This is a genomic window from Microcella sp. (assembly GCF_025808395.1).
In the GTDB taxonomy this organism is placed as follows: Bacteria; Actinomycetota; Actinomycetes; order Actinomycetales; family Microbacteriaceae; genus Microcella.
The window spans coordinates 284,328-304,792 of record NZ_CP075524.1 but is presented as its reverse complement, the minus strand read 5'-3'; the positions used below and the strand labels follow the sequence as shown (position 1 = coordinate 304,792).

The window sequence follows — 20,465 nt, the reverse complement described above, 5'->3', positions numbered from 1 at the left end:
GAGGGGCGTGACCCTGCTCTTCGTGTTCGACATGGACGACGTGCTCTACGACTATCACTGGCGCGATCGCATGGAGGCGCTCACCGGCATCACGGGGCACGACCTGCTCGAGCTGCGCCGCCGCTGGTGGGTGAGCGGCATGGAGTGGAAGGCCGAGGCGGGCGACCCCGGCGACCCCGACGAGTACTTGGCTCGCGTGACCGGCGTGATCGGCGCCTCGATCACGCGCGCCGAGTGGGTGCGCATTCGCGCCGAGGCGACCAGGCCGCGGCCCGCGGCGCTCGATGCCGTGCGTCGTGCCGCCGAACTGGGTCGGGTGGCGCTGCTCACCAACAACGGCATTCTCATTCACGAGCACCTGCACGAGGTGGCGCCAGAGCTCGTGCCCATCATGGGTCGCGAGAACATGCACGCTTCGGCCGCCTTCGGCGCCCGCAAGCCCGAACCGCTCGTCTTCGAACGGGTGCTCGCGCACAACGACGCCGAGGCCGAGCACACCTTCTTCGCCGACGACCTCGTCGAGAACGTGACGGGGGCAGAGTCGATCGGCATCACGGGGCACCTCTACACCGACGAGGCCTCGCTGCTCGCGGCCATCGAGGCCTTCGCCGCAGAGACTCGCGCCGCCTGACGTTGTCCCTCGGCGCCGGTCCTCGCAGTCAGCGGGTGGCGGTCGTCGCGCGGTCGCGGCCGAGCAGGTCGCGGTGCGAGGCCACCGCCGTGAAGCCTGCGTCGCGCACGATGGTCGCGATGGCCTCGGCCTGCAGCTCGCCGTGCTCGATGACGAGAGTGCCGCCTGGCCGCAGCAAGCGCAGCGCTGTGGCCGTGACGGCACGCACCGCGTCGAGCCCGTCGACTCCCCCGTAGAGCGCGTGCTCGGGGTCGAAGAGGCGCACCTCGGGGTCGCGCGGAACAGCGCCCACGGGAATGTAGGGCGGGTTGGAGGCGACGACGTCGACGGTGCCGTCGAGGTCAGGAAGAGCATCCGCCAGATCGGCGAAGACGAGCCGCACACGACCGTCGCCGTAGCGGCGCACGTTGCGGGTCGTCCATGTGAAGGCCTGCGGCGAGTTCTCGACGGCGACGACATGCGCGTGCGGAACCTCGACGGCCATCGCGAGGGCCATCGCTCCGCTGCCGCTGCCGAGGTCGACCGCGAGCGGTTGCGGGCTCGCGACGGCGGCGAGCGCGTCGATCGCGAATTGCACGACGAGCTCGGTCTCGGGGCGCGGCACGAAGACTCCGGGCCCGACGGCGAGCTCGAGCGTGCGAAACGGCGCGAGGCCGGTGATGTGCTGCGCGGGCTCGCGCGTCGCACGCCGCTCGACGTACTCGGTGACGAGCAGCACCTGCTCGGCATCGACGGGCGAGCCGACGAGCGCCTTCGCCTGCACCTGACCACGGCTCATGCCGAGCGCATGCCCGATGAGCAGATCGGCGTCAGCCTCGGGAGTGGGCACGGCCGCGTCGCCGAGCACGCGGATCGCGTGCTCGCGCAGCGCTGCGAGGTCGGGAATGCTCACGAGTGGGGCGGCCCGCTCAGAGCTCGGTGTCGCCGAGGGCGTCGAGGCGCGCCTCTTCGTCAGCCTGGATGCACGACTCGACGACGGGGCCGAGAGCGCCGTTCATGACCGAGTCGAGGTTGTAGGCCTTGTACCCGGTGCGGTGATCGGCGATGCGGTTCTCGGGAAAGTTGTAGGTGCGGATGCGCTCAGAGCGGTCCATGCCGCGAATCTGGCTCTTGCGAGCATCGCTCGCCACCGCATCACGCTCTTCTTGCTGCTTCGCGAGAATGCGCGCCCGCAGCACGCGCATCGCCGCCTCGCGGTTCTGCAGCTGGCTCTTCTCGTTCTGCATCGCGACGACGATGCCCGTCGGCAAGTGGGTGATGCGCACGGCAGAATCTGTGGTGTTGACGCTCTGACCGCCCGGGCCGCTCGAACGATAGACATCGATCTTCAGATCGTTCTGATTGATGTCGACCTCTTCGGGCTCGTCGACCTCAGGAAAGACGAGCACGCCCGTCGTCGACGTGTGGATGCGGCCCTGCGACTCGGTCGCCGGCACGCGCTGCACGCGGTGCACTCCGCCCTCGTATTTCAGACTCGCCCACGGGCCTTCGGCGGGGTCGCTCGAGCTGCCCTTGATGGCGACCTGCACGTCTTTGTAGCCCCCCATGTCACTGCGCGTGGCGTCGAGCAGCTCGACCTTCCAGCCCCGCGAGTCGGCGTAGTGGCTGTACATGCGCAGCAGATCTGCGGCGAACAGGGCCGACTCTTCGCCGCCCTCGCCTCCCTTGATCTCCATGATCACGTCGCGACCGTCGTCTGGGTCGCGCGGAATCAGCAGTCGCCGCAGCTTCTCGGCCCGTTCGGTGAGGGTCTGCTCGAGAGCGGGCACCTCGTCGGCGAAGGCCTCGTCGTCTTTCGCGAGCTCGCGAGCGGCGGCGAGGTCTTCTGCGGCCTGCAGCCAGAGCGAATGCGCTGCCACGATCTGACTCAGCTCGGCATAGCGTCGGTTGAGCTTCTTGGCGCGCGCTGCATCGGCGTGCACGGCGGGGTCGCCGAGCTGCTCTTGCAGTGCTTCGTGCTCGACGACGAGGGCGTCGACCGACTCAAACATGCGTCAGTCTCAGATGTCGGAGTGCGCGGCGCCGGCCTGCGGCAGCGACTTCTGCACCGCGACCAAGAACTCGACGTTCGACGCAGTCTCTTTCAGCTTGCCGAGCACGAGCTCGAGCGCCTGCTGCGTGTCGAGGCTCGCGAGCGCTCGACGCAGTTGCCACGTCACGCGCACTTCATCTGCACCGAGCAGCATCTCTTCACGCCGAGTGCCCGACGCCGAGATGTCGACGGCAGGGAAGATGCGCTTGTCGGCGAGCTGACGCGAGAGCCGAAGCTCCATGTTGCCGGTGCCCTTGAACTCTTCGAAGATCACGTCGTCCATCTTCGACCCGGTCTCGACGAGCGCCGTCGCCAGAATCGTCAGCGAACCGCCGTCTTCGATGTTGCGCGCCGCGCCGAAGAAGCGCTTCGGCGGGTAGAGCGCGGCCGAGTCGACACCGCCTGACAGCACTCGCCCGCTCGTCGGAGCCGAGACGTTGTATGCGCGGCCCAGTCGAGTGATCGAGTCGAGCAGCACGACGACGTCGTGCCCGAGCTCGACGAGGCGCTTGGCGCGCTCGATCGCGAGCTCGGCGACCGTCGTGTGGTCTTCGGCAGGGCGGTCGAAGGTCGAGGCAATGACCTCGCCCTTGACCGAGCGCTGCATGTCGGTGACCTCTTCGGGTCGCTCGTCGACGAGCACGACCATGAGGTGCACTTCGGGGTTGTTCTTGGCGATCGCGTCGGCGATGGCCTGCAGCACGAGCGTCTTGCCCGCCTTCGGAGGAGACACGATGAGCCCGCGCTGCCCCTTGCCGATGGGCGCCGCGAGGTCGATGATGCGAGTCGAGAGAGTGCCCGGCTCGGTCTCGAGCCGCAGGCGCTCGGTCGGGTAGAGCGGCGTGAGCTTGCTGAACTCGACGCGAGCGCCCGCCTCGTCGATCGTCTGACCGTTGATCGAGTCGACGCGCACGAGAGCGTTGTACTTCTGGCGCCCCTGGCCTTCGCCCTCGCGCGGCTGGCGGATGGCTCCGACCACGGCGTCGCCCTTGCGCAGGGCGTACTTCTTGACCTGGCCGAGTGACACGTAGACGTCGCTCGGGCCGGGCAGGTAGCCGGTCGTGCGCACGAAGGCGTAGTTGTCGAGAACGTCGAGGATGCCCGCCACGGGAATCAGCACGTCATCGTCGCTGATCTCGGGTTCGATCTCGTCGCCTCCCGGGCCGCGCTTGCGGTCACGGCCACGGCCACGGTTGCGGTTGCGGCCGTCAGCGTCTTGATCGGCACGCTCGCTCTGCGGGCCGCGGTTGCCGTTGCCGTTCGCACGGTTGTCGGTCGGGGCGTCTGCAGCGTCGGCGGAGTCGGCACGGCTGCTGCCTCGACCCGACGCCGCAGCACCCTGCTGGTTGCCGCGCTGGCCTGCCTTCTGCGCGCCGCCATTGTCTGCCGATTCGGCTCGGTCGCCGCCGCGACGGTTGCGGTTGCGGCTGCGGTTGCGGCCCGAGCTCGCCGAGCCCTCGGCGTCGTTCTCGGTGGTCGAGTCGTCGCCCGACGGCGACTCGGTCGTTGCCGCGTCGCCGGTGTGCTCGGCACTGTTCTGCTCGGCGCCGTTCTGCTCGTTGCCGCCCTGCTCTGCAGCCTGCTCGGCCGCGGGCGTCGGGGTGAGGGTGTCGCTCGTGACGCGACGCGAGCCGCGACGGCGCGGCCCCGGCTCGGTCTCGGCGGCAGCGTCGGCGGCGACCTCGGCGGTCGGCGACTCGAGGGTGTCGGCGCGCTGCGAGGCGGTGCCCTCGATCTCGATGTCGGCCGAGATCTCGGCGCTGGTGTTCTGGGTGATGGCGTTCACAAGATCTCCCTTGCGAAGTTTCGAGACGCCAGGCACGCCGAGCTCGGTGGCGAGCTGCTGCAGCTCGGCGAGCTTGAGGGTGCTGAGGTCGGCGGGAATGGCCGCGCGTGCAGCGCGGTCGGTGGTGTCAGTCACGGAATACGTTCCTTTCGGCTCCGCACGAGAGACGTCGCGGAGGGGGCCCGATGCTTCTGAATCGGCTCGCGGTCACCGTGCAGATAGAGACCGATGAGGGTGTCGATCGCGGTGGCGCCGAGTGATGGTGGGAAGCAGCCAGGCTGCTGGTGATGTCCGGGAAGATCTCGGGCTATGCCGCGACCTCAGCCGGTTGCGAGACCACTGTAGCACCCTTGAAATCGACGGCGAGCATGTGCGACTGCCACGGCGTGGTGGCGTGCTGCTCGATGAGTTCGGCTGCCCTCAACCGCTGCGAGGGGTCGCTGCACAGCACGAGCACCGAGGGGCCGGCGCCCGACACGACCGCGGCGAGCCCGTGCTGACGCAGCACCTGGATGAGCGCGTTGGTCTCGGGCATCGCGCTCGCGCGATAGCTCTGGTGCAGCTTGTCTTCGGTGGCGGCGTGCAGCAGCTCGGGGCTCTGGATGAGCGCCGCGATGAGCAGTGCCGACCGCGAGACGTTGAAGATGGCGTCTTGGTGCGGCACCGATTCGGGCTGCAGTGAGCGAGCAAGAGCGGTCGACATGGTGCTCTGCTGCGGCACGGCGACGAGCAGTGAGACTCCGCGGTGCACCGTCAACCGCTTGTGCTGCGGGCCGTCGGGGGTGACCCAGGCGATGGTGAGCCCGCCGAACAGGGCGGGGGCGACGTTATCAGGATGCCCTTCCAACTCGGTCGCGCGGGCGAGCAGCTCATCGGGCCCCAGATCGACGATTCCGTCGAGAAGACCTTTCGCCGCCATGACTCCGGCGACGATCGCGGCCCCCGACGAGCCCATGCCGCGCCCATGAGGTATCACGTTGTGGGCGATGAGGTGCAGCCCAGGCGCCGTGACGCCCGACTTCTCGAAGGTGTGCAGAATCGATCGAACGACCAGGTTCGACTCGTCGGTGGGCACTTCGCCCTCGCCCACGCCGTGCACCTCGACCGTGGCGCCCGGCTCGTCGCGAACGCTCACCTCGAGCTCGTCGTAGACCGACAGTGCGAGACCGAGGGTGTCGAAACCGGGCCCCAGGTTGGCCGTCGTCGCCGGCACCTTCACGTGCACGCGTCGACCTGCGAGTCGCTCGTCGACCGTCGCAGGGCCGCTCACGACGCGGCCTTCGTGAGACCCAGCACCGACGCGACCTCGGCGGTGTCGACCGGCACCACCGTGGGCGACACGTCGACCCCGTCTGGGCCCTTGAGCGCCCACTGCGGGTCTTTCAGACCGTGGCCGGTGACGGTGAGCACGACGGTGGAGCCTGCGGGGATGGCTCCCGCCTCTGAGCGCTCGAGCAGACCCGCTACCGAGATGGCAGAGGCCGGCTCGACGAAGATGCCGACCTCGCGCGAGAGCAGGCGATGCGCCTCGAGAATCATGGTGTCGTCGATGGCGCCGAAGTAGCCGTTGCAGTCGTCGCGAGCGGCCAGGGCGAGCTCCCACGATGCGGGGTTGCCGATGCGGATCGCGCTCGCGATCGTGTCGGGGTTCTTGACCGGTTCGCCGAGCACGATCGGCGCACTGCCCGCGGCCTGAAAGCCGAGCATGCGGGGCATGCGGGTGGTCGCGCCGCGAGTGAGCTCTTCGCGGTAGCCGCGGTGGTATGCCGTGTAGTTGCCGGCGTTGCCGACGGGCACGATGTGAAAGTCGGGTGCGTCGTCGAGCACTTCGACGATCTCGAACGCCGCAGTCTTCTGACCCTCGATGCGATCGGGGTTGACCGAGTTGACGAGGTGCACTGGATAGTTCGCCGAGAGGTCGCGCGCGATATCGAGGCAGTCGTCGAAGTTGCCCTCGATCTGAATGAGCTCGGCCTTGTGGGCGATCGCCTGGCTGAGCTTGCCGAGCGCGATCTTGCCCTCCGGCACGAGCACGGCAGCGGTGATGCCGGCATGAGTCGCATAGGCGGCCGCCGACGCCGAGGTGTTGCCGGTCGAGGCGCAGATGACCGCTTTGGCTCCGTGCTCGACCGCTTTCGAGATCGCCATGGTCATGCCGCGGTCTTTGAACGAGCCGGTCGGGTTCATGCCTTCGAACTTGACGAAGACGCGAGCTCCCGTGCGCTCTGAGAGGTAGCGCGCAGGAATGAGCGGCGTGCCGCCCTCACCCAGCGTGATGATCGGGGTGGCGTCGGTGACGTCGAGCCGGTCGGCGTATTCGTGCAGGAGTCCCCGCCATTGCGTGGCCATTCAGAGTCCTTCTACTCGCAGCACGCTCGTCACAGAGTGAACGACGCTGCTGGTGGTCAGTGCCGCAACCGTCGCGGCGAGGTCGGCCTCCGACGCTGCGTGAGTGCCGATCACCAGGGTAGCCGCGTCGGTGGCCTCCGGCTGCCCGGCAGCGTCACGACTCGCCACAGACTGCTGCACGGTCTCGACCGAGACTCCGTGGTTCTGGAAGAGCGCCGCGATGCCCGCGAGCACGCCCGGCTCGTCGACGACGACGAGGGTGATCTGGTAGCGGGTGGTGACGGCGCTCATGGGCAGCACGGGCAGGTCGGCGTGCGTGCTCTCGGCGACTCCCGGGCCGCCGACGACGTGTCGCCGCGCAGCCGAGACGACATCGCCGAGCACGGCCGAGGCCGTCTGGATTCCGCCGGCGCCCGCCCCGTAGAACATGAGCGGGCCCGCCGCCTCGGCTTCGACGAAGACAGCGTTGTTGGCGCCGTGCACGGCGGCGAGCGGGTGCGACTCGGGCACGAGCGCCGGGTGCACGCGGGCGCTGACGCCGTCGACACCCGTCACGGGGTCGGTGAGGCGTTCGCAGATCGCGAGCAGCTTGACGACGTAGCCCGCCTTGCGCGCCGCGACCACCTGCTCGAGCGTCACCTCGGTGATGCCCTCGCGGTAGACGGCGTCGGCCGGCACGAGGGTGTGGAAGGCGAGGCTCGCGAGAATGCCGGCCTTCTGCGCGGCGTCGTAGCCGCCGATGTCTGCGGTCGGGTCGGCTTCTGCGTAGCCGAGCTCGGTGGCGATCGCGAGCGCGTTCTCCATGGTCTCGCCGCGGGCATCCATGAGGTCGAGGATGAAGTTGGTGGTGCCGTTGACGATGCCCAGGATGCGCTCGATGCGATCGCCGGCGAGCGAATCGCGCAGCGGGCGGATGATCGGAATCGCTCCCCCGACGGCCGCCTCGTAGTAGAGCTGCGCACCGACCTGCTCGGCCGCCTCGAAGAGCTCGGGGCCGTGGGTGGCGAGCAGCGCCTTGTTGGCGGTGATGACGTCGGCGCCCGAGTTGAGGGCCTGCAGTATGAGCGTGCGTGCCGGCTCGAGACCGCCCATGAGTTCGACGACGATGTCTGACCCCAGAATGAGCGACTCGGCATCGGTGGTGAGCAGCTCGCGCGGAATCGTGGTGTCGCGCGGAGCATCCACGTCTCTCACCGCGACACCGACCAATTCGATGCCGGCGCCGATGCGGGCGGCGAGCTCATCGCGGTGGGTCAGCAGCTGGTCGGCCACTTGGGCGCCGACACTGCCGGCTCCGAGCAGGGCGACGCGCAGATTGCGGTACTCGATCACTGGGGCTCCTCGGGGGTGGGATGCAGAACGGCATCACGGCGCAGCAGGTCGTCGACCGTCTCGCCGTGCACGATCACGCGCGCACCACCGTCGCGCACTGCGACAACGGCGGGGCGAGTGAGGTAGTTGTAGTTGCTCGCGAGCGAGAAGCAGTAGGCGCCTGTCGCTGGCACGGCCACAAGATCGTCGGGGCCGATGTCGCCCGGCAGGTAGTCGGCCTGCACGACGATGTCGCCGCTCTCGCAGTGCTTGCCGGCGAGGCGCACGAGAACCGGGTCGACTGTCGACAGCCGGCCTGCGAGCCGAACGCTGTAGTCGGCGCCGTAGAGCGCGGGGCGTGCGTTGTCGCTCATGCCGCCGTCGACACTGACATACCGACGCACCGCCGACTGCTCGGCATCGTCGAGGTTCACCACGACGTCTTTGATCGTGCCGACCGTGTACAGGGTCACGCCTGCTGGCCCGATGATCGACCGCCCCGGCTCGACCGCGAGGTGCGGCATCGGGATGCCCAACTCGCGTCGCACCGCGTCGACCGCCTCGACGAGCGAGTCGGCGATGTGCTCGATCTCGGGCGCCTCGTCGCTGTCGACGTAGGCGATGCCGAAGCCGCCGCCGAGGTTGAGCTCGGGTACGTCACCGCCCGCGAGCAGTTCGGCGTGCAGTGCGAGCAAGCGCCGTGCGGCCTCGAGAAAGCCGTCGACGACGAGAATCTGCGAACCGATGTGCGAGTGCAGCCCGAGAAAACGCAACTCGTCATGTGCGCGAATCTGCGCCACAGCGGCGGGGGCCTCGGTGAGCGGGATGCCGAACTTCTGGTCTTCGCGCGCCGTGGCCAGATACTCGTGCGTGTGGGCGTGCACGCCCGAGTTGATGCGCAGCCGCACCGCTTGCACTCGGCCGTGTGCGCGCGCGGCCGTCGCCACCCGCTCGATCTCGAGCAGTGAGTCGATGACAATGGCGCCGACCCCAGCGGCGACAGCCGCGTCGATCTCGGCGACCGACTTGTTGTTGCCGTGCAGCCCGATGCGGGCGGGATCGGTGCCGGCCGCGAGCGCCACCGCGAGCTCTCCGCCGCTCGCCACGTCGATGTTGAGCCCGGCCGAGGTCATCCAGCGCGCGACCTCAGCGCTCAGGAAGGCCTTGCCCGCGTAGTAGACGGTGGCCGTCGTGCCGTGGCGCTCGGCGGCCGAGCTGAAGGCCGCGAGTGTTCGAGAAGCCCGGTGGCGGGCATCCTGCTCATCGATCACATAGAGGGGCGTGCCGAAGCGCGCCGCGAGGTGACCGGCAGAGACTCCCCCGAGGGTGAGCGCCCCCGCAGCATCGCGCCTGGCCGATGACGGCCACAGCTGCGGCGCCAGGTCGTGCGCGTCGGCGGGGTCGCCGAGCCACGACGGGGCGAGCGGGTTGACAGGCACAAGCACCTCACGGGTCTCAACAGCAGAGTGAGGCGAGCGAACCCGGCTTGGTTCCTGAAGCCGCCCCCAGTGTACCGAGAGGGGTCAGGACTCTCGACCCTGGTGAGTAGTCGGCCAGCACGACAGACTGAGGCGACCGGGGCTCGATGTCGTGCCCCAGAAGGGTCGTGGCCATGAGCGAGCCGATGCGCGTGCAGTTGTGGGGAGCCGTCGGAACCGTGACCGGCTCTCGCACCATCGTCGAGGCCGACGGCCGGCGAGTGCTCGTAGACTGCGGACTCTTTCAGGGATACAAGCAATTGCGGTTGCGCAATCGAGCACCCTTCGCGGTCGATCCCCACAGCATCGACGCTGTCGTGCTGACGCATGCGCACCTCGACCACTCTGGGTACCTTCCGGCGCTCGTGCGCGACGGCTTTCACGGGCCAGTGTTCTGCACGCCCGCCACGGCCGAGCTGCTGGGTCTGCTGCTGCCCGACTCTGGCTACTTGCTCGAAGAGGAGGCCCGCTTCGCACAGCGCAAGCGTTACTCGAAGCATGAGAAGCCCACGCCGCTGTATACGGTCGCCGACGCCGAGCGGGCCCTCGAATCGGTGGTCGCCCGACCGTTCGACACCGAGATCGACCTCGGTGCAGGGCACGCTGGCGTCGACGTCACATGCCGATTCGTCAGCGCCGGGCACATTCTGGGGGCCGCGCAGGCGCGCATCACCAGCCACGGGCGCACCGTGCACTTCTCTGGCGACCTCGGTCGTGATGACGACCCGCTCATGCGCCCGCCCGCACCTCTCGAGCCCGCCGACCTGGTCATCGCCGAGTCGACCTACGGTGACCGTCTGCACCCCGAGGCCGACCCTGAGACCGAACTCGGTGAGGCGATCTCGCGCGTCACGGCACGCGGCGGAGTCGTCATCATTCCTGCCTTCGCTGTCGGGCGTGCGCAGGCATTGCTGCTGTTGCTCGCGAGATTGCGTCGCCGCAACGCGATCTCTGCGGTGCCGATCTTTCTCAACAGTCCGATGGCTGTCGATGCCACGGCGCTCTACCGTGCTCGGCCAGACGAGCACCGCATCGATGAGCTCGACTATTCAGAGATGTACTCGACCGCGACCCTCGTGAGCTCGGTCGACGATTCGAAGCTGCTGAATCTGCGCGGTGGCCCGATGATCATCATTTCGGCGAGTGGGATGCTCACCGGGGGCCGCGTGCTGCACCACATCGCCGCCTACGGTGACGACCCGCGCAATGCAATTCTGCTGACGGGCTACCAAGCCCCCGGCACGCGCGGCGGGGCACTCGTCGCTGGCGCAGACGAACTGCGCATCTTTGGGCGTGATGTGCCGATTCGCGCCGAGGTCGTGCAGTTGCAGAGCATGTCGGCGCACGCAGACGCAGACGGCATTCTGCGCTGGCTGGCTCCGGGGGTTCGGGCGGGCATGAGAGTGGCCCTCAACCATGGCGAGCCCGGCTCGGCAGACGCACTGAGGCTACGCATCGAACGCGAACTGGGTGTCGACGTCATCGTTGCGGAGCAGGGTCAGACGCTCGAGGTATAGGTGCCGCCTAGCCGCAGGTGCCGCGAGTCGAGAAGCCTTCGCCGCCCAGGGCGACGTCGGCGGCGGTGAACACCACGAGCATCTGCGTGTCGCCGACCTGCACCGCGGTCAGTTCGAGCGCCGCGGGCAGGTATTGGGCCACGCACACGCGCTGGGTGGCGAGCAGGGGGGCGACGAGCGGCCCGAACTGACTCTGCAGGTCGCTCGCCTCGATGCGCTGCCCGTTGATGACGAGGCTCGTGGGGCTGAAAGCGAGCTGGCCGTTGTCGACCGTCGGCGTCACCCCGACCCCGATCTCGAACCCGATGCCGAAGATCTCGAAACCGGTCTGAAACTGCACCTCGCGATTGTCGAGCTGCACGTCGGTGACGACGATGCCCGAGAAGAACCCGGCGAGCGCCGCCACGTCGACTTCGGCGACACGATAGACGGCGCTCAGCGTGTCGGTGGGCTGCTGCGCGTCGAGCGGGGTGCCGGTGGCGCGCAGCGAGAGGTCGCCGACGAGTTCGCCGAAGGCGAGCCTGGGCACCTCGATCTGCACCGCTTCGAGTCGGCCCCCTGCCGCCTGCAGCAGCACGGGTGGGCCTTCGATCGTGACATCGACGGGATGCTCTGGCTCGAGCTGCAGCGCCTGACGAACCTGGTCGGCGATGAGTGCGGTGGCGTGCTGCCGCGCGAGCGACTCGGCGATGACGGCGACGATCGCGAGCACGATGACGAGCCCGACGAGCACGAGGCCCACGATGAGGCCCGTGCGGCGGCGACGCGGCGCTGGTTGCTCGACGTAGAGGGTGGTGTCGTGCTCGGCCTGCTCGTCGTCGCTCATGACTACATCCTCTCGGGCGCCGAGACGCCGATGAGCGTCAGCCCGTTGCGCAGCACCTGGCCGGTGGCGTCGTTGAGCCAGAGTCGTGCGGAGTGCGTCTCGCTCACGGGGTCGTCGCCCTGGGGCGTGACTCGGCAGGTGTCGTACCACTTGTGATACGCCGCGGCGAGCTGCTCGAGGTAGCGCGCCACACGGTGCGGTTCGCGCAGCTCTGCGGCCTGGGCGACGATGCGCGGAAACTCTGCGAGAGATCCGAGCAGCACGCTCTCGGTCTCATCGGTGAGCAGTTCGGCAGCGAACGACTCGCGCGTGACACCCGAGTCTGCGGCGTTGCGCGCCACCTGGTGGGTGCGCGCGTGCGCGTACTGCACGTAGAACACGGGGTTGTCGTTGCTGCGCTTCTGCAGCAGCTCAGGGTCGAGGGTGAGCGGCGAATCGGCCGGATACCGCGCGAGCGAGTACCTCAGGGCGTCTGTGCCCAGCCACGCGCGCAGGTCGTTCAGCTCGATGATGTTGCCTGCGCGCTTGCTGAGGCGCGCCCCGTTGATGCTGACGAGCTGCCCGATGAGCACCTCGATGTCGCGGTTCGGGTCGTCGCCCGCCGCCCCGGCGAGCGCCTTGAGGCGGTGCACGTAGCCGTGGTGGTCGGCACCCAGCAGGTAGATGGTGTGACCGAAACCTCGATCGCGCTTCGACAGGTAGTAGGCCGCGTCGGCGGCGAAGTAGGTGTAGACGCCATTGGCGCGCTTGATGACCCTGTCTTTGTCGTCACCGAAATCGGTCGTGCGCACCCAGATGGCGCCGTCGAGGTCGAAGACGTGGCCCTGCGCGCGCAGGCGATCGACCGCCTGGTCGATCGGGCTCGACCCTTCGGGTTCATGCAGCTGCCGCTCGCTGAACCACACGTCGAAGTGCACGTTGAAGGCGGCGAGCGATTCGCGAATCTCGCTGAGCTGCCAGGTGTAGGCGAGCTCGCGCGCCACGGCCACCGCCTCATCGCGCGGCATGGTCGCGAGGTCTGGCCGCTTCTCGATGGCACGCGTGCCGAGGTCGGCGATGTATTGACCGGGGTATGCGCCTTCGGGCGCGGGTTCTGCGAGGGCCGCGGCGAGCACCGACTCACCGAAGAGGTTCATCTGAGTGCCAGCGTCGTTGATGTAGAACTCGCTGGCCACCTCGGCGCCGCTGGCCTTCAGCACTCGCGCGAGCGAGTCGCCGAGCGCGGCCCACCGGGTGTGCCCGATGTGCAATGGGCCCGTCGGGTTGGCCGAGACGAATTCGAGGTTGATCGTCTGCCCGGCGAGAGTCGCGGTGTGGCCGTAGCCAGCGCCGGCCTCGAGGATGATTCGCGCGAGCTCGCCAGCGGCCCCGGCGTCGAGGCGGATATTGAGAAAGCCCGGCCCGGCGACGTCGACCGCTGCGACGCCCTCGATGGCCTGGATGCCCGGCACGAGCTCGTCGGCGAACGCACGCGGTGCCATGCCGATGGTCTTCGCGTTCTTGAGCGCGACCGACGTCGCCCAGTCGCCGTGGTCACGGTTGCGCGGGCGCTCGAGCGCGATGTCGCCGACCGTCAATGCCGCCGCCGCAGCAGGGTCGCGTCGCTCGACCGCGCTGACGACGACGGCGAGCAGAGCGGCGGCGAGTTGGTCGGGATTCACGAGGGTCAACCCTACCGGCGGCCGAGTGCGTGCTCGCCGAGCGTCACCCGAGGTGCACGACGGCGGTGGAGTCTTCTGCGAGCTCTGTGCTCGCCGAGGCCTGCACCGTGAGGCTCGTCAACTCGAGGCTCGAGCCCTCATTGACGAGAAAAGCGTTGTCGGCGGCGTCTCTGCCCGTCGAGATGCGCAGCATGCCGTGGCGCGGAGCGAGCCCCGTGGCGTCGAGCAGCACCCAGGTGTCGTTGACGGCCGCCTCGACCACTGCGTGGAAGTCCATGGGGTCGAGTTGCGGCGCATACACCGACACCACTCGAGCCGGCAGGTCTGTGGCGCGCAGCAGACCGGCGAGGAGGTGCGCAAAGTCGCGGCAGACGCCCTCTCCGGTCTCGATGACCTCGGGCAGCCCATCGGTCGGCCCGGTCGAACCCGAGACGTAGTCGAGCTGCTCGGCGACCCAGTCGCGCGCAGCGGCGACCCGCTCTGCCGCCGGCAGCTGCACGATGCTGTCGACGGTCACCGGGTCGATCAGACTGCCCAGCAGCTCGTCGCTCTGCACATACCGGCTCGGCCGCACAAACTCGATGCGGTCGCGCTGCGTGACAGCGGCGGGCGCCGCGCGACCGACCACGTCAGCTCGATACCGCACGACGAGCGCACCAGGCGAGACGTCGGCGACGTGCCACCGCGTCGAGGTCGGCCCGGCCACCTCACTCACCGAGATCGCGGCACCGTCGAGCGTCACCTCGAGGTGCTCATCGATGCTGAGGCCGTCGACGTTCGCCACCGAGATCGACAGCGTCACCCCCGTCGACTCGAGCACCGTCGCCTCGAGCTCGCACTCCACCTGTCGTCGCAACGGCCCCATGCGGCCAGCCTGACAGGTGGTTCCTGAGTGCGCGAGACCCGCTAGGCTGAACCCGCCTCCGTAGCTCAGGGGATAGAGCATCAGTTTCCGGTACTGAGGGTCGCAGGTTCGAATCCTGTCGGGGGCGCTGGCAATGCCGTTTCTAGCGGCCGCGGTTGGCCTGGCGCACCTCTTTGGGCGCGCGGCCACCGATGAATGACTTCGCGACGTCGACGACGAAGCCCTGCCGCAGGGCTTGGCGGCCGATGAGCATGCGAAAGCCCATGGCGTCGCGGTTGGTGAGCGTGACCTCGGCCGGCACAGTTCGGCCGAGCATCCTGATGTCGAGAATGACGACGATGCGCTCTTCTGTGTGTCCAGACGAGCTGCGCACCCGTCGTCGATCGTGAATCTCGCACTCGACCTGCACGGCGTCGTCTGCCGACTCTTGCCAGGGCCGAACCCAGAAACGCACCCGCTCGACGTCGCCGTCGGCGATCACTTCGAGGTTGAAGGCGTGCAGCGATGATGACCGCGCTCCGGTGTCGAGCTTGGCCTTGATCCAGGGCACTCCGGCATCGGGCAGGCTCACCCATTCGCGCCAGCCCGCGATGGTGCTTAGATGGGCAGGCTCTTTCACTCCGCCATCATCGCAGGGCTCCTCATGAAACTCGCCATTCTCTCGCGCGCACCACGTGCGTACTCCACCCAGCGCCTTCGTGCTGCCGCTCTTGATCGCGGGCATCAGGTGAAGGTTCTCAACACCCTGCGGTTCGCGATCGACCTCAGCGGGCCCGAGCCCGACCTGCACTTTCGAGGCCGCCCGCTCTCGAGCTACGACGCCATCTTGCCGCGCATCGGCAGCTCGATCACCTACTTCGGCACCGCCGTCGTGCGGCAGTTCGAGCAGATGGACGTCTTCACGCCCAACACTGCGAACGGCATCACCAACGCTCGAGACAAGCTGCGGGCGACCCAGATTCTGTCGCGGCACAACATCGCCATGCCCGCCACCGCCTTCGTGCGCAACCGAGCCGACGTGCGACCGGCCATCGAACGGGTGGGCGGCGCCCCCGTCGTCATCAAGCTGCTCGAGGGCACGCAAGGCATCGGAGTGATCCTCGCCCCCCAGGTCAAGGTGGCCGAAGCGATCATCGAGACGCTGCACTCGACCAACCAGAACGTGCTGATCCAGCGCTTCATCGCCGAGAGCCGAGGCCGAGACATCCGTGCCCTCGTCGTGGGCGACCGAGTCGTCGCAGCCATGCGCCGCACGGCCATGGGTGACGAGTTCCGCTCGAACGTGCACCGGGGCGGCACCGTCGAAGCCGTCGACCTGCCTGCTGACTACGCGCGCGTCGCGGTGCGATCAGCGCACATCATGGGGCTGCGGGTGGCGGGCGTCGACATGCTCGAGAGCGACGACGGGCCCCTCGTCATGGAGGTCAACTCGTCGCCCGGCCTGCAAGGAATCGAGACGGCGACGAAACTCGACGTCGCTGGCGCGATCATCGACTACATCTCGAACGAGGTGGCGTTTCCTGACATCGACGTCCGCCAGCGCCTCGCCGTCTCGACCGGCTACGGCGTCGCCGAGCTCTTCGTGCACGCCGGCGCAGACATCGTCGGCAGCACCCTCGGAACCTCGGGTCTGCTCGATCGCGACATCACCGTGCTCACCCTCAATCGAGGAACGACCGTGATTCCGAACCCGCGCACGAGCCAGGTGCTGCAGGCGGAAGACCGACTGCTGTGCTTCGGCAACATGGAAGAGATGCGCTCACTGATTCCGAGTCGTCGACGCCGTGCCCGCGTGCGACGACTGCCGAAGTCGCCGACACCGAGCGAGTGACCTCACGAGTCTGCGCTCGACTGCGCGTGGGCATCCAAGAATCGGTACAGCTCTTGATCGTCGACGCCCGGAAAGGTTCCGCTCGGCAGCGGCGACAAGATGTGCGCGTGCAGCTTGGCGCTCGTCCAGACCTTGCCGCGCCACCGACTGGCCAGTTCGCCGTCTGGCCGCGTGCAGCACGCCGGGTCTGGGCAGGTCGAGCGGTGCCGATTGACAGTGTCACGACCGCGGAACCACTTCGAGTCGGCGAAGGGAACGCCGACCGTGATCGAGAACTCGTCGGTCGTGCCCGAGCCGATCTGCGTCGACTCCCAGAAGGTTCCTTCAGGGGTATCGGTGTACTGGTAGTACTCGGTCGTGCGGTTCGTGCGGGCGAACGCGGCCCGGCCGCTCCAGCGACGGCACACGAGCTGGCCCTCGGTCGAGCCCGTCACGTCGACCGGCAGCCTCAAGCCGTCGTTCTCGTATGCCTTGTAGACCGCGCCGTCGCCGCCGACGCGCAAGAAGTGCACGGTCAGATCGAGGTGGCTCGTCGCCAGATTGGTGAACCGCAGCGCGGCCGCCTCATGCGTGACCCCGAACGCGTCGCGAAAGTCTTCGACAGCGATGTTGCGTTCGCTCTTCGCCTGGGTCAAGAACGCCACCGACTGCTCTCGAGGCATGAGGCAGGCTGCGGCGAAGTAGTTGATCTCGAGCCGTTGATGCAAGAACTCGGCGTAGCTCGTGGGAATCTCGTGCCCCAGCAAGCGGTGGGCGATCGCCTGCAGGGCCATCGAGCGCAAGCCGTGCCCGCCCGGAATCGACGCAGGCGGCAGGTAGATGCGGCCGTTGTCGAGATCGGTGACTGATCGGGCCGAGTGCGGCAGGTCGTTGACGTAGACCAGCTCGAACCCCAGCTTCTGGGCCATGAGGCCCACTTCGCGGTGCGTCAAGGCACCACTCACGTGTCCAGACTCGGTGACGATCTGCTGAGCGAGCTCTTCGAGCTCGGGAATGTAGTTGTCGAGGGTGCGCATGTGCAGGCGCTGCACGGTGTTCGCGCGCCTCGCCTCTTCGGGTGTCGCGATCGCCTGACGCTCGCGCTCGTGCAGTGCACGATGCAGACCGACGAGCGACGTCAGCACGTCGTCGGGCATTGACCGACCCGCGCGCACGACCGGCAGGCCCAGCGACGCGTAGTGCGCTCCGCGCTGCGCCTTCTCGAGTTCGATCTCGAGCGCCGCCCGGGGCGAGGGAGGGGCGGCGTCGAGCAGGTCGGTCAGCGCCACTCCCAGCTCGTCGGCGATGGCGGTCAACAGCGTGACGCGGGGCTCGCGTCGCCCGTTCTCCATCAGCGAGAGCTGGCTGCCGGCCACACCGACCCGCTCGCCCAACTGGTCGAGCGTCAGGCCCGCGGTCGTTCGGAAGTGCCGGATGCGCTGCCCCAGCGTCACGAGATCGCTCATGCCTTGACCATAGCGAAAGAACCGCGGTTCTTTCCACTCGATCAGTCCTCAAACACCCGCTGAGGGTCTCAAGAATGGAGACACGGCGCAATTCTTCGAGATGTGCGGCCGCAGACCACGGTACCGAACGGGAGACGACCATGACGCTGCTCGAGAGACGACCCGCGACACTGAACGACGACATCGACGACTCGGCCGCGACTCCGACGTCAGCTCGCTCGTACCCCGCCGAGGTCGCGGCCTGGGTTGCCGATCTCGCCGATCGACTGCAGCCCGCCGACATCCACTGGGTCGACGGCTCGACTCGCGAGCGGCACGAGCTGCTGCAGTTGCTGGTCGCCAACGGCACCATCGAGCAGCTCAACCCTGACCTGCGCCCCTACTCGTTTCTCGCCCGCTCGACCGAAGGCGATGTCGCTCGGCTCGAGAGCCGCACATTCATCTGCTCTGAGAACGAGGCCGACGCCGGCCCGACCAACAACTGGCGCGACCCCGCCGAAATGCGCGACGAGCTCGCCACCGTGTTCGCCGGCAGCATGCGAGGTCGCACGATGTACGTCGTGCCATTCGCGATGGGCCCGATCGGGTCGCCCATGGCGCGCTACGGGGTGCAGGTGACCGACTCGCCGTACGTCGTCGTGAGCATCGGCACGATGACCCGCATGGGCGACGCTGCACTCGACGCGATCGCCCGAGGCGCATTCTGGGTTCCGGCCGTGCACAGCGTGGGTGCACCGCTCGCACCCGGCGACGACGACGTGGCATGGCCCAGCAACGACACGAAGTACATCGTGCAGTTTCCTGAGACGCGCGAGATCTGGTCATACGGCTCTGCCTACGGCGGCAACGCCATTCTCGCGAAGAAGGCCTACGCCTTGCGCATCGCCTCGGTGATGGCACGCGATGAAGGCTGGCTCGCCGAGCACATGCTGCTCATCAAGGTGACCCCGCCCGCCGGGCGCTCGTTCCACTTCGCCGCCGCGTTTCCGAGCGCCTGCGGCAAGACCAACATGGCCATGATGGCGCCGAGCCTTCCCGGGTGGAAGGTCGAGACGATCGGCGACGACATCGCCTGGTTGTGGATCGGATCAGACGGCCGACTTCGCGCGATCAACCCCGAGGCAGGGTTCTTCGGGGTCGCCCCCGGCACCGGCGTGACGACGAACCCGACCGCCGTCGACGCGCTCTGGGGCAACACGATCTTCACGAATGTCGCGCGCACCGACGACGGTGACGTCTGGTGGGAGGGACTGACCGACGAGGCTCCCGACCACCTCACCGATTGGCGCGGCGAGTCGTGGAACCCCGACAGCGGGCGCCCCGCCGCACACCCCAACTCACGGTTCACCGTGTCAGCCCGACAGTGCCCGAGCATCGCGGACGACTGGGATGACCCGGACGGCGTCGTCATCGACGCCATCATCTTCGGCGGCCGCCGAGCCAGCAACGTGCCCTTGGTGGTAGAGGCGCGCGACTGGGATCACGGTGTCTTCATGGGCGCCACGATCGCTTCAGAGCAGACGGCGGCCGCCGAGGGCACCGTCGGAGAGCTGCGCCGCGACCCGTTCGCGATGCTGCCCTTCGCCGGCTACAACATGGGCGACTACTTCGCGCACTGGCTCGACTTCGGTCGACGACTGCGCCGCTCGGCTCGGGTTCCCCGCGTCTTCCAGGTCAACTGGTTTCGCAAAGACGCTGACGGCAGCTTCTTGTGGCCGGGGTTCGGCGACAACGCCCGCGTGCTCGAATGGATGGTCGGGCGGCTCGACGGCACCCGCGCGGCGATCGACTCGCCGCTGGGGTCATTGCCCGCACCGGGCGCCCTCAACGTCGACGGCCTCGACCTCGACGAGCACGCGCTCGCCGAACTGTTCCGGGTCGACCCGGCCGCGTTCGCGCACGAGGCCGACGACATCGAGAAGTTCTTCGCATCGTTCGGTGATCGGCTGCCCCCCGAGTTGAGTCGACAGCTCGAGCTCTTCCGTTCGAGGCTGTCTGCCGCCGACTGAACGCCGGCAGCAGACCGCTCGATAGCTACTTGCGGTTAAGCAGGAAGAGCGTGCCAGCGATGGCGAAGGCCAGCGCGAGCAGTGTCACCAGGATGTTGCCGCCGATGGCCAGCCAACCGAGTGCCGAGAACAACCAGACGATCGAGATGGCGACGGGTACGAAGAAGAACCACCGTGCCGCGCCGCGCGCGACACCCTTCTGGTAGGTGACGATGGCGCCGATGATGCCGCCGATCACCACGAGCACGGTGCCGACAGTGCCAGTCTCTGCCGGAAGCGCGGTGCCGAAGACGCTCAGCAACGGAACAAGCGCCAGCAGAATGAAGCCGACGCCGAACGCGACGAAGCCGAGCTTGCCCAGAACCGAGCCACCCACGACTCCATTGGAGCCTGTCTGCCCGAACGCCAGAAAGAAACCGCTCGCTCCGAGCAACAGGAAGCCGAGGATCGTCAGCCACGAGGTGATGGCCCCGCCGCTACCGGCAGCGGCGACGACGAGTGCGATCAGCCAGAGCACCGCACCGGCAAGCATCGCTCCGCCACCGAAAATCCGCCAGTTCGCGGAACGTTCGTTTACTCGACCTACCATTGTTGACTCCTATTTTTGGGGTGTCGGCATCGGCCGACACGCACCGACGCACGGGCACAGCGTGGCAGTGTTCGGGCGAGAAAGATACAGGCGCCCCCAACGTTTCACGCGAGCGGTGCGTCTGAGAGAGTGAGA

17 protein-coding genes and 1 tRNA gene are annotated in these 20,465 nt (G+C 68.1%); 5 read left to right on the top strand and 13 right to left on the bottom strand.

Going from position 1 to position 20,465, the window contains the following annotated elements; genetic code table 11:
* Positions 1 to 7 precede the first annotated feature (7 nt).
* A complete protein-coding gene (locus KIT89_RS01545) occupies positions 8 to 631 on the top strand; it encodes an HAD family hydrolase (RefSeq protein ID WP_297602713.1) in 624 nt (207 codons plus the stop codon).
* Positions 632 to 659: 28 nt separating this feature from the next.
* Here KIT89_RS01545 and prmC read toward each other — a convergent pair whose 3' ends face one another.
* The 7 genes from prmC to lysA all read right to left on the bottom strand — a co-directional run bounded on the left by prmC (position 660) and on the right by lysA (position 9,548).
* On the bottom strand, positions 660 to 1,517 hold the full coding sequence (gene prmC / locus KIT89_RS01540) for a peptide chain release factor N(5)-glutamine methyltransferase (protein ID WP_297603878.1): 858 nt from the start codon (positions 1,515 to 1,517) through the stop codon (positions 660 to 662).
* 22 nt (positions 1,518 to 1,539) lie between these two features.
* The gene (gene prfA / locus KIT89_RS01535; RefSeq protein WP_297602712.1) at positions 1,540 to 2,622 is read right to left on the bottom strand and encodes a peptide chain release factor 1; all 1,083 of its coding nucleotides are present in this window, start codon (positions 2,620 to 2,622) and stop codon (positions 1,540 to 1,542) included.
* Between the two features lie 9 nt (positions 2,623 to 2,631).
* A complete protein-coding gene (gene rho, locus KIT89_RS01530) occupies positions 2,632 to 4,584 on the bottom strand; it encodes a transcription termination factor Rho (RefSeq protein WP_297602711.1) in 1,953 nt (650 codons plus the stop codon).
* A gap of 172 nt (positions 4,585 to 4,756) precedes the next feature.
* Positions 4,757 to 5,719: a homoserine kinase gene (gene thrB / locus KIT89_RS01525; protein ID WP_297602710.1), complete on the bottom strand. Its 963-nt coding sequence runs from the start codon at positions 5,717 to 5,719 to the stop codon at positions 4,757 to 4,759.
* On the bottom strand, positions 5,716 to 6,798 hold the full coding sequence (thrC, locus tag KIT89_RS01520) for a threonine synthase (protein ID WP_297602708.1): 1,083 nt from the start codon (positions 6,796 to 6,798) through the stop codon (positions 5,716 to 5,718). Before thrC ends, thrB begins: the two co-directional genes overlap by 4 nt.
* Positions 6,799 to 8,130, bottom strand: coding sequence for a homoserine dehydrogenase (locus KIT89_RS01515; RefSeq protein ID WP_297602707.1), 1,332 nt, complete (start codon positions 8,128 to 8,130; stop codon positions 6,799 to 6,801). It abuts the gene before it with no gap.
* On the bottom strand, positions 8,127 to 9,548 hold the full coding sequence (gene lysA / locus KIT89_RS01510) for a diaminopimelate decarboxylase (protein ID WP_297603877.1): 1,422 nt from the start codon (positions 9,546 to 9,548) through the stop codon (positions 8,127 to 8,129). Before lysA ends, KIT89_RS01515 begins: the two co-directional genes overlap by 4 nt.
* 173 nt (positions 9,549 to 9,721) lie before the next feature.
* Here lysA and KIT89_RS01505 point away from each other — a divergent pair, with 173 nt between their 5' ends.
* Positions 9,722 to 11,104 (top strand): MBL fold metallo-hydrolase, encoded by a 1,383-nt coding sequence (locus KIT89_RS01505; protein ID WP_297602706.1) that lies wholly within the window; start codon positions 9,722 to 9,724, stop codon positions 11,102 to 11,104.
* A 7-nt stretch (positions 11,105 to 11,111) separates the two neighbouring features.
* On the opposite strand, the gene KIT89_RS01500 is transcribed toward KIT89_RS01505, so the two are convergent.
* Genes KIT89_RS01500 through KIT89_RS01490 form a run of 3 tightly spaced genes read right to left on the bottom strand, consistent with a single transcriptional unit; the run spans position 11,112 to position 14,456 of the window.
* Complete coding sequence (locus tag KIT89_RS01500) at positions 11,112 to 11,930, bottom strand: DUF2993 domain-containing protein (protein ID WP_297602705.1); 819 nt, start codon at positions 11,928 to 11,930, stop codon at positions 11,112 to 11,114.
* A 2-nt stretch (positions 11,931 to 11,932) separates the two neighbouring features.
* The gene (argS, locus tag KIT89_RS01495) at positions 11,933 to 13,591 is read right to left on the bottom strand and encodes an arginine--tRNA ligase (protein WP_297602703.1); all 1,659 of its coding nucleotides are present in this window, start codon (positions 13,589 to 13,591) and stop codon (positions 11,933 to 11,935) included.
* A 43-nt stretch (positions 13,592 to 13,634) separates the two neighbouring features.
* Positions 13,635 to 14,456, bottom strand: coding sequence for a transglutaminase family protein (locus tag KIT89_RS01490; RefSeq protein WP_297602702.1), 822 nt, complete (start codon positions 14,454 to 14,456; stop codon positions 13,635 to 13,637).
* A gap of 54 nt (positions 14,457 to 14,510) precedes the next feature.
* On the opposite strand from KIT89_RS01490, the gene KIT89_RS01485 reads away from it, so the two are divergent.
* A tRNA-Arg gene (locus KIT89_RS01485) sits at positions 14,511 to 14,583 on the top strand.
* A 15-nt stretch (positions 14,584 to 14,598) separates the two neighbouring features.
* Here the strand turns inward: KIT89_RS01485 and KIT89_RS01480 are convergent.
* Complete coding sequence (locus KIT89_RS01480) at positions 14,599 to 15,075, bottom strand: RimK/LysX family protein (protein WP_297602700.1); 477 nt, start codon at positions 15,073 to 15,075, stop codon at positions 14,599 to 14,601.
* Between the two features lie 24 nt (positions 15,076 to 15,099).
* Between KIT89_RS01480 and KIT89_RS01475 the strand changes: the two genes are divergently transcribed.
* On the top strand, positions 15,100 to 16,287 hold the full coding sequence (locus tag KIT89_RS01475) for a RimK family alpha-L-glutamate ligase (protein ID WP_297603876.1): 1,188 nt from the start codon (positions 15,100 to 15,102) through the stop codon (positions 16,285 to 16,287).
* A 2-nt stretch (positions 16,288 to 16,289) separates the two neighbouring features.
* On the opposite strand, the gene KIT89_RS01470 is transcribed toward KIT89_RS01475, so the two are convergent.
* Positions 16,290 to 17,732, bottom strand: a complete 1,443-nt coding sequence (locus KIT89_RS01470) for a helix-turn-helix domain-containing protein (protein ID WP_297602699.1) — start codon at positions 17,730 to 17,732, stop codon at positions 16,290 to 16,292.
* Positions 17,733 to 17,872: 140 nt separating this feature from the next.
* Between KIT89_RS01470 and KIT89_RS01465 the strand changes: the two genes are divergently transcribed.
* On the top strand, positions 17,873 to 19,741 hold the full coding sequence (locus tag KIT89_RS01465) for a phosphoenolpyruvate carboxykinase (GTP) (protein ID WP_297602697.1): 1,869 nt from the start codon (positions 17,873 to 17,875) through the stop codon (positions 19,739 to 19,741).
* 25 nt (positions 19,742 to 19,766) lie between these two features.
* Here KIT89_RS01465 and KIT89_RS01460 read toward each other — a convergent pair whose 3' ends face one another.
* Entirely contained in the window at positions 19,767 to 20,273 is a 507-nt protein-coding gene (locus KIT89_RS01460; RefSeq protein ID WP_297602696.1) for a hypothetical protein, read from the bottom strand.
* Between the last annotated feature and the right edge of the window lie 192 nt (positions 20,274 to 20,465).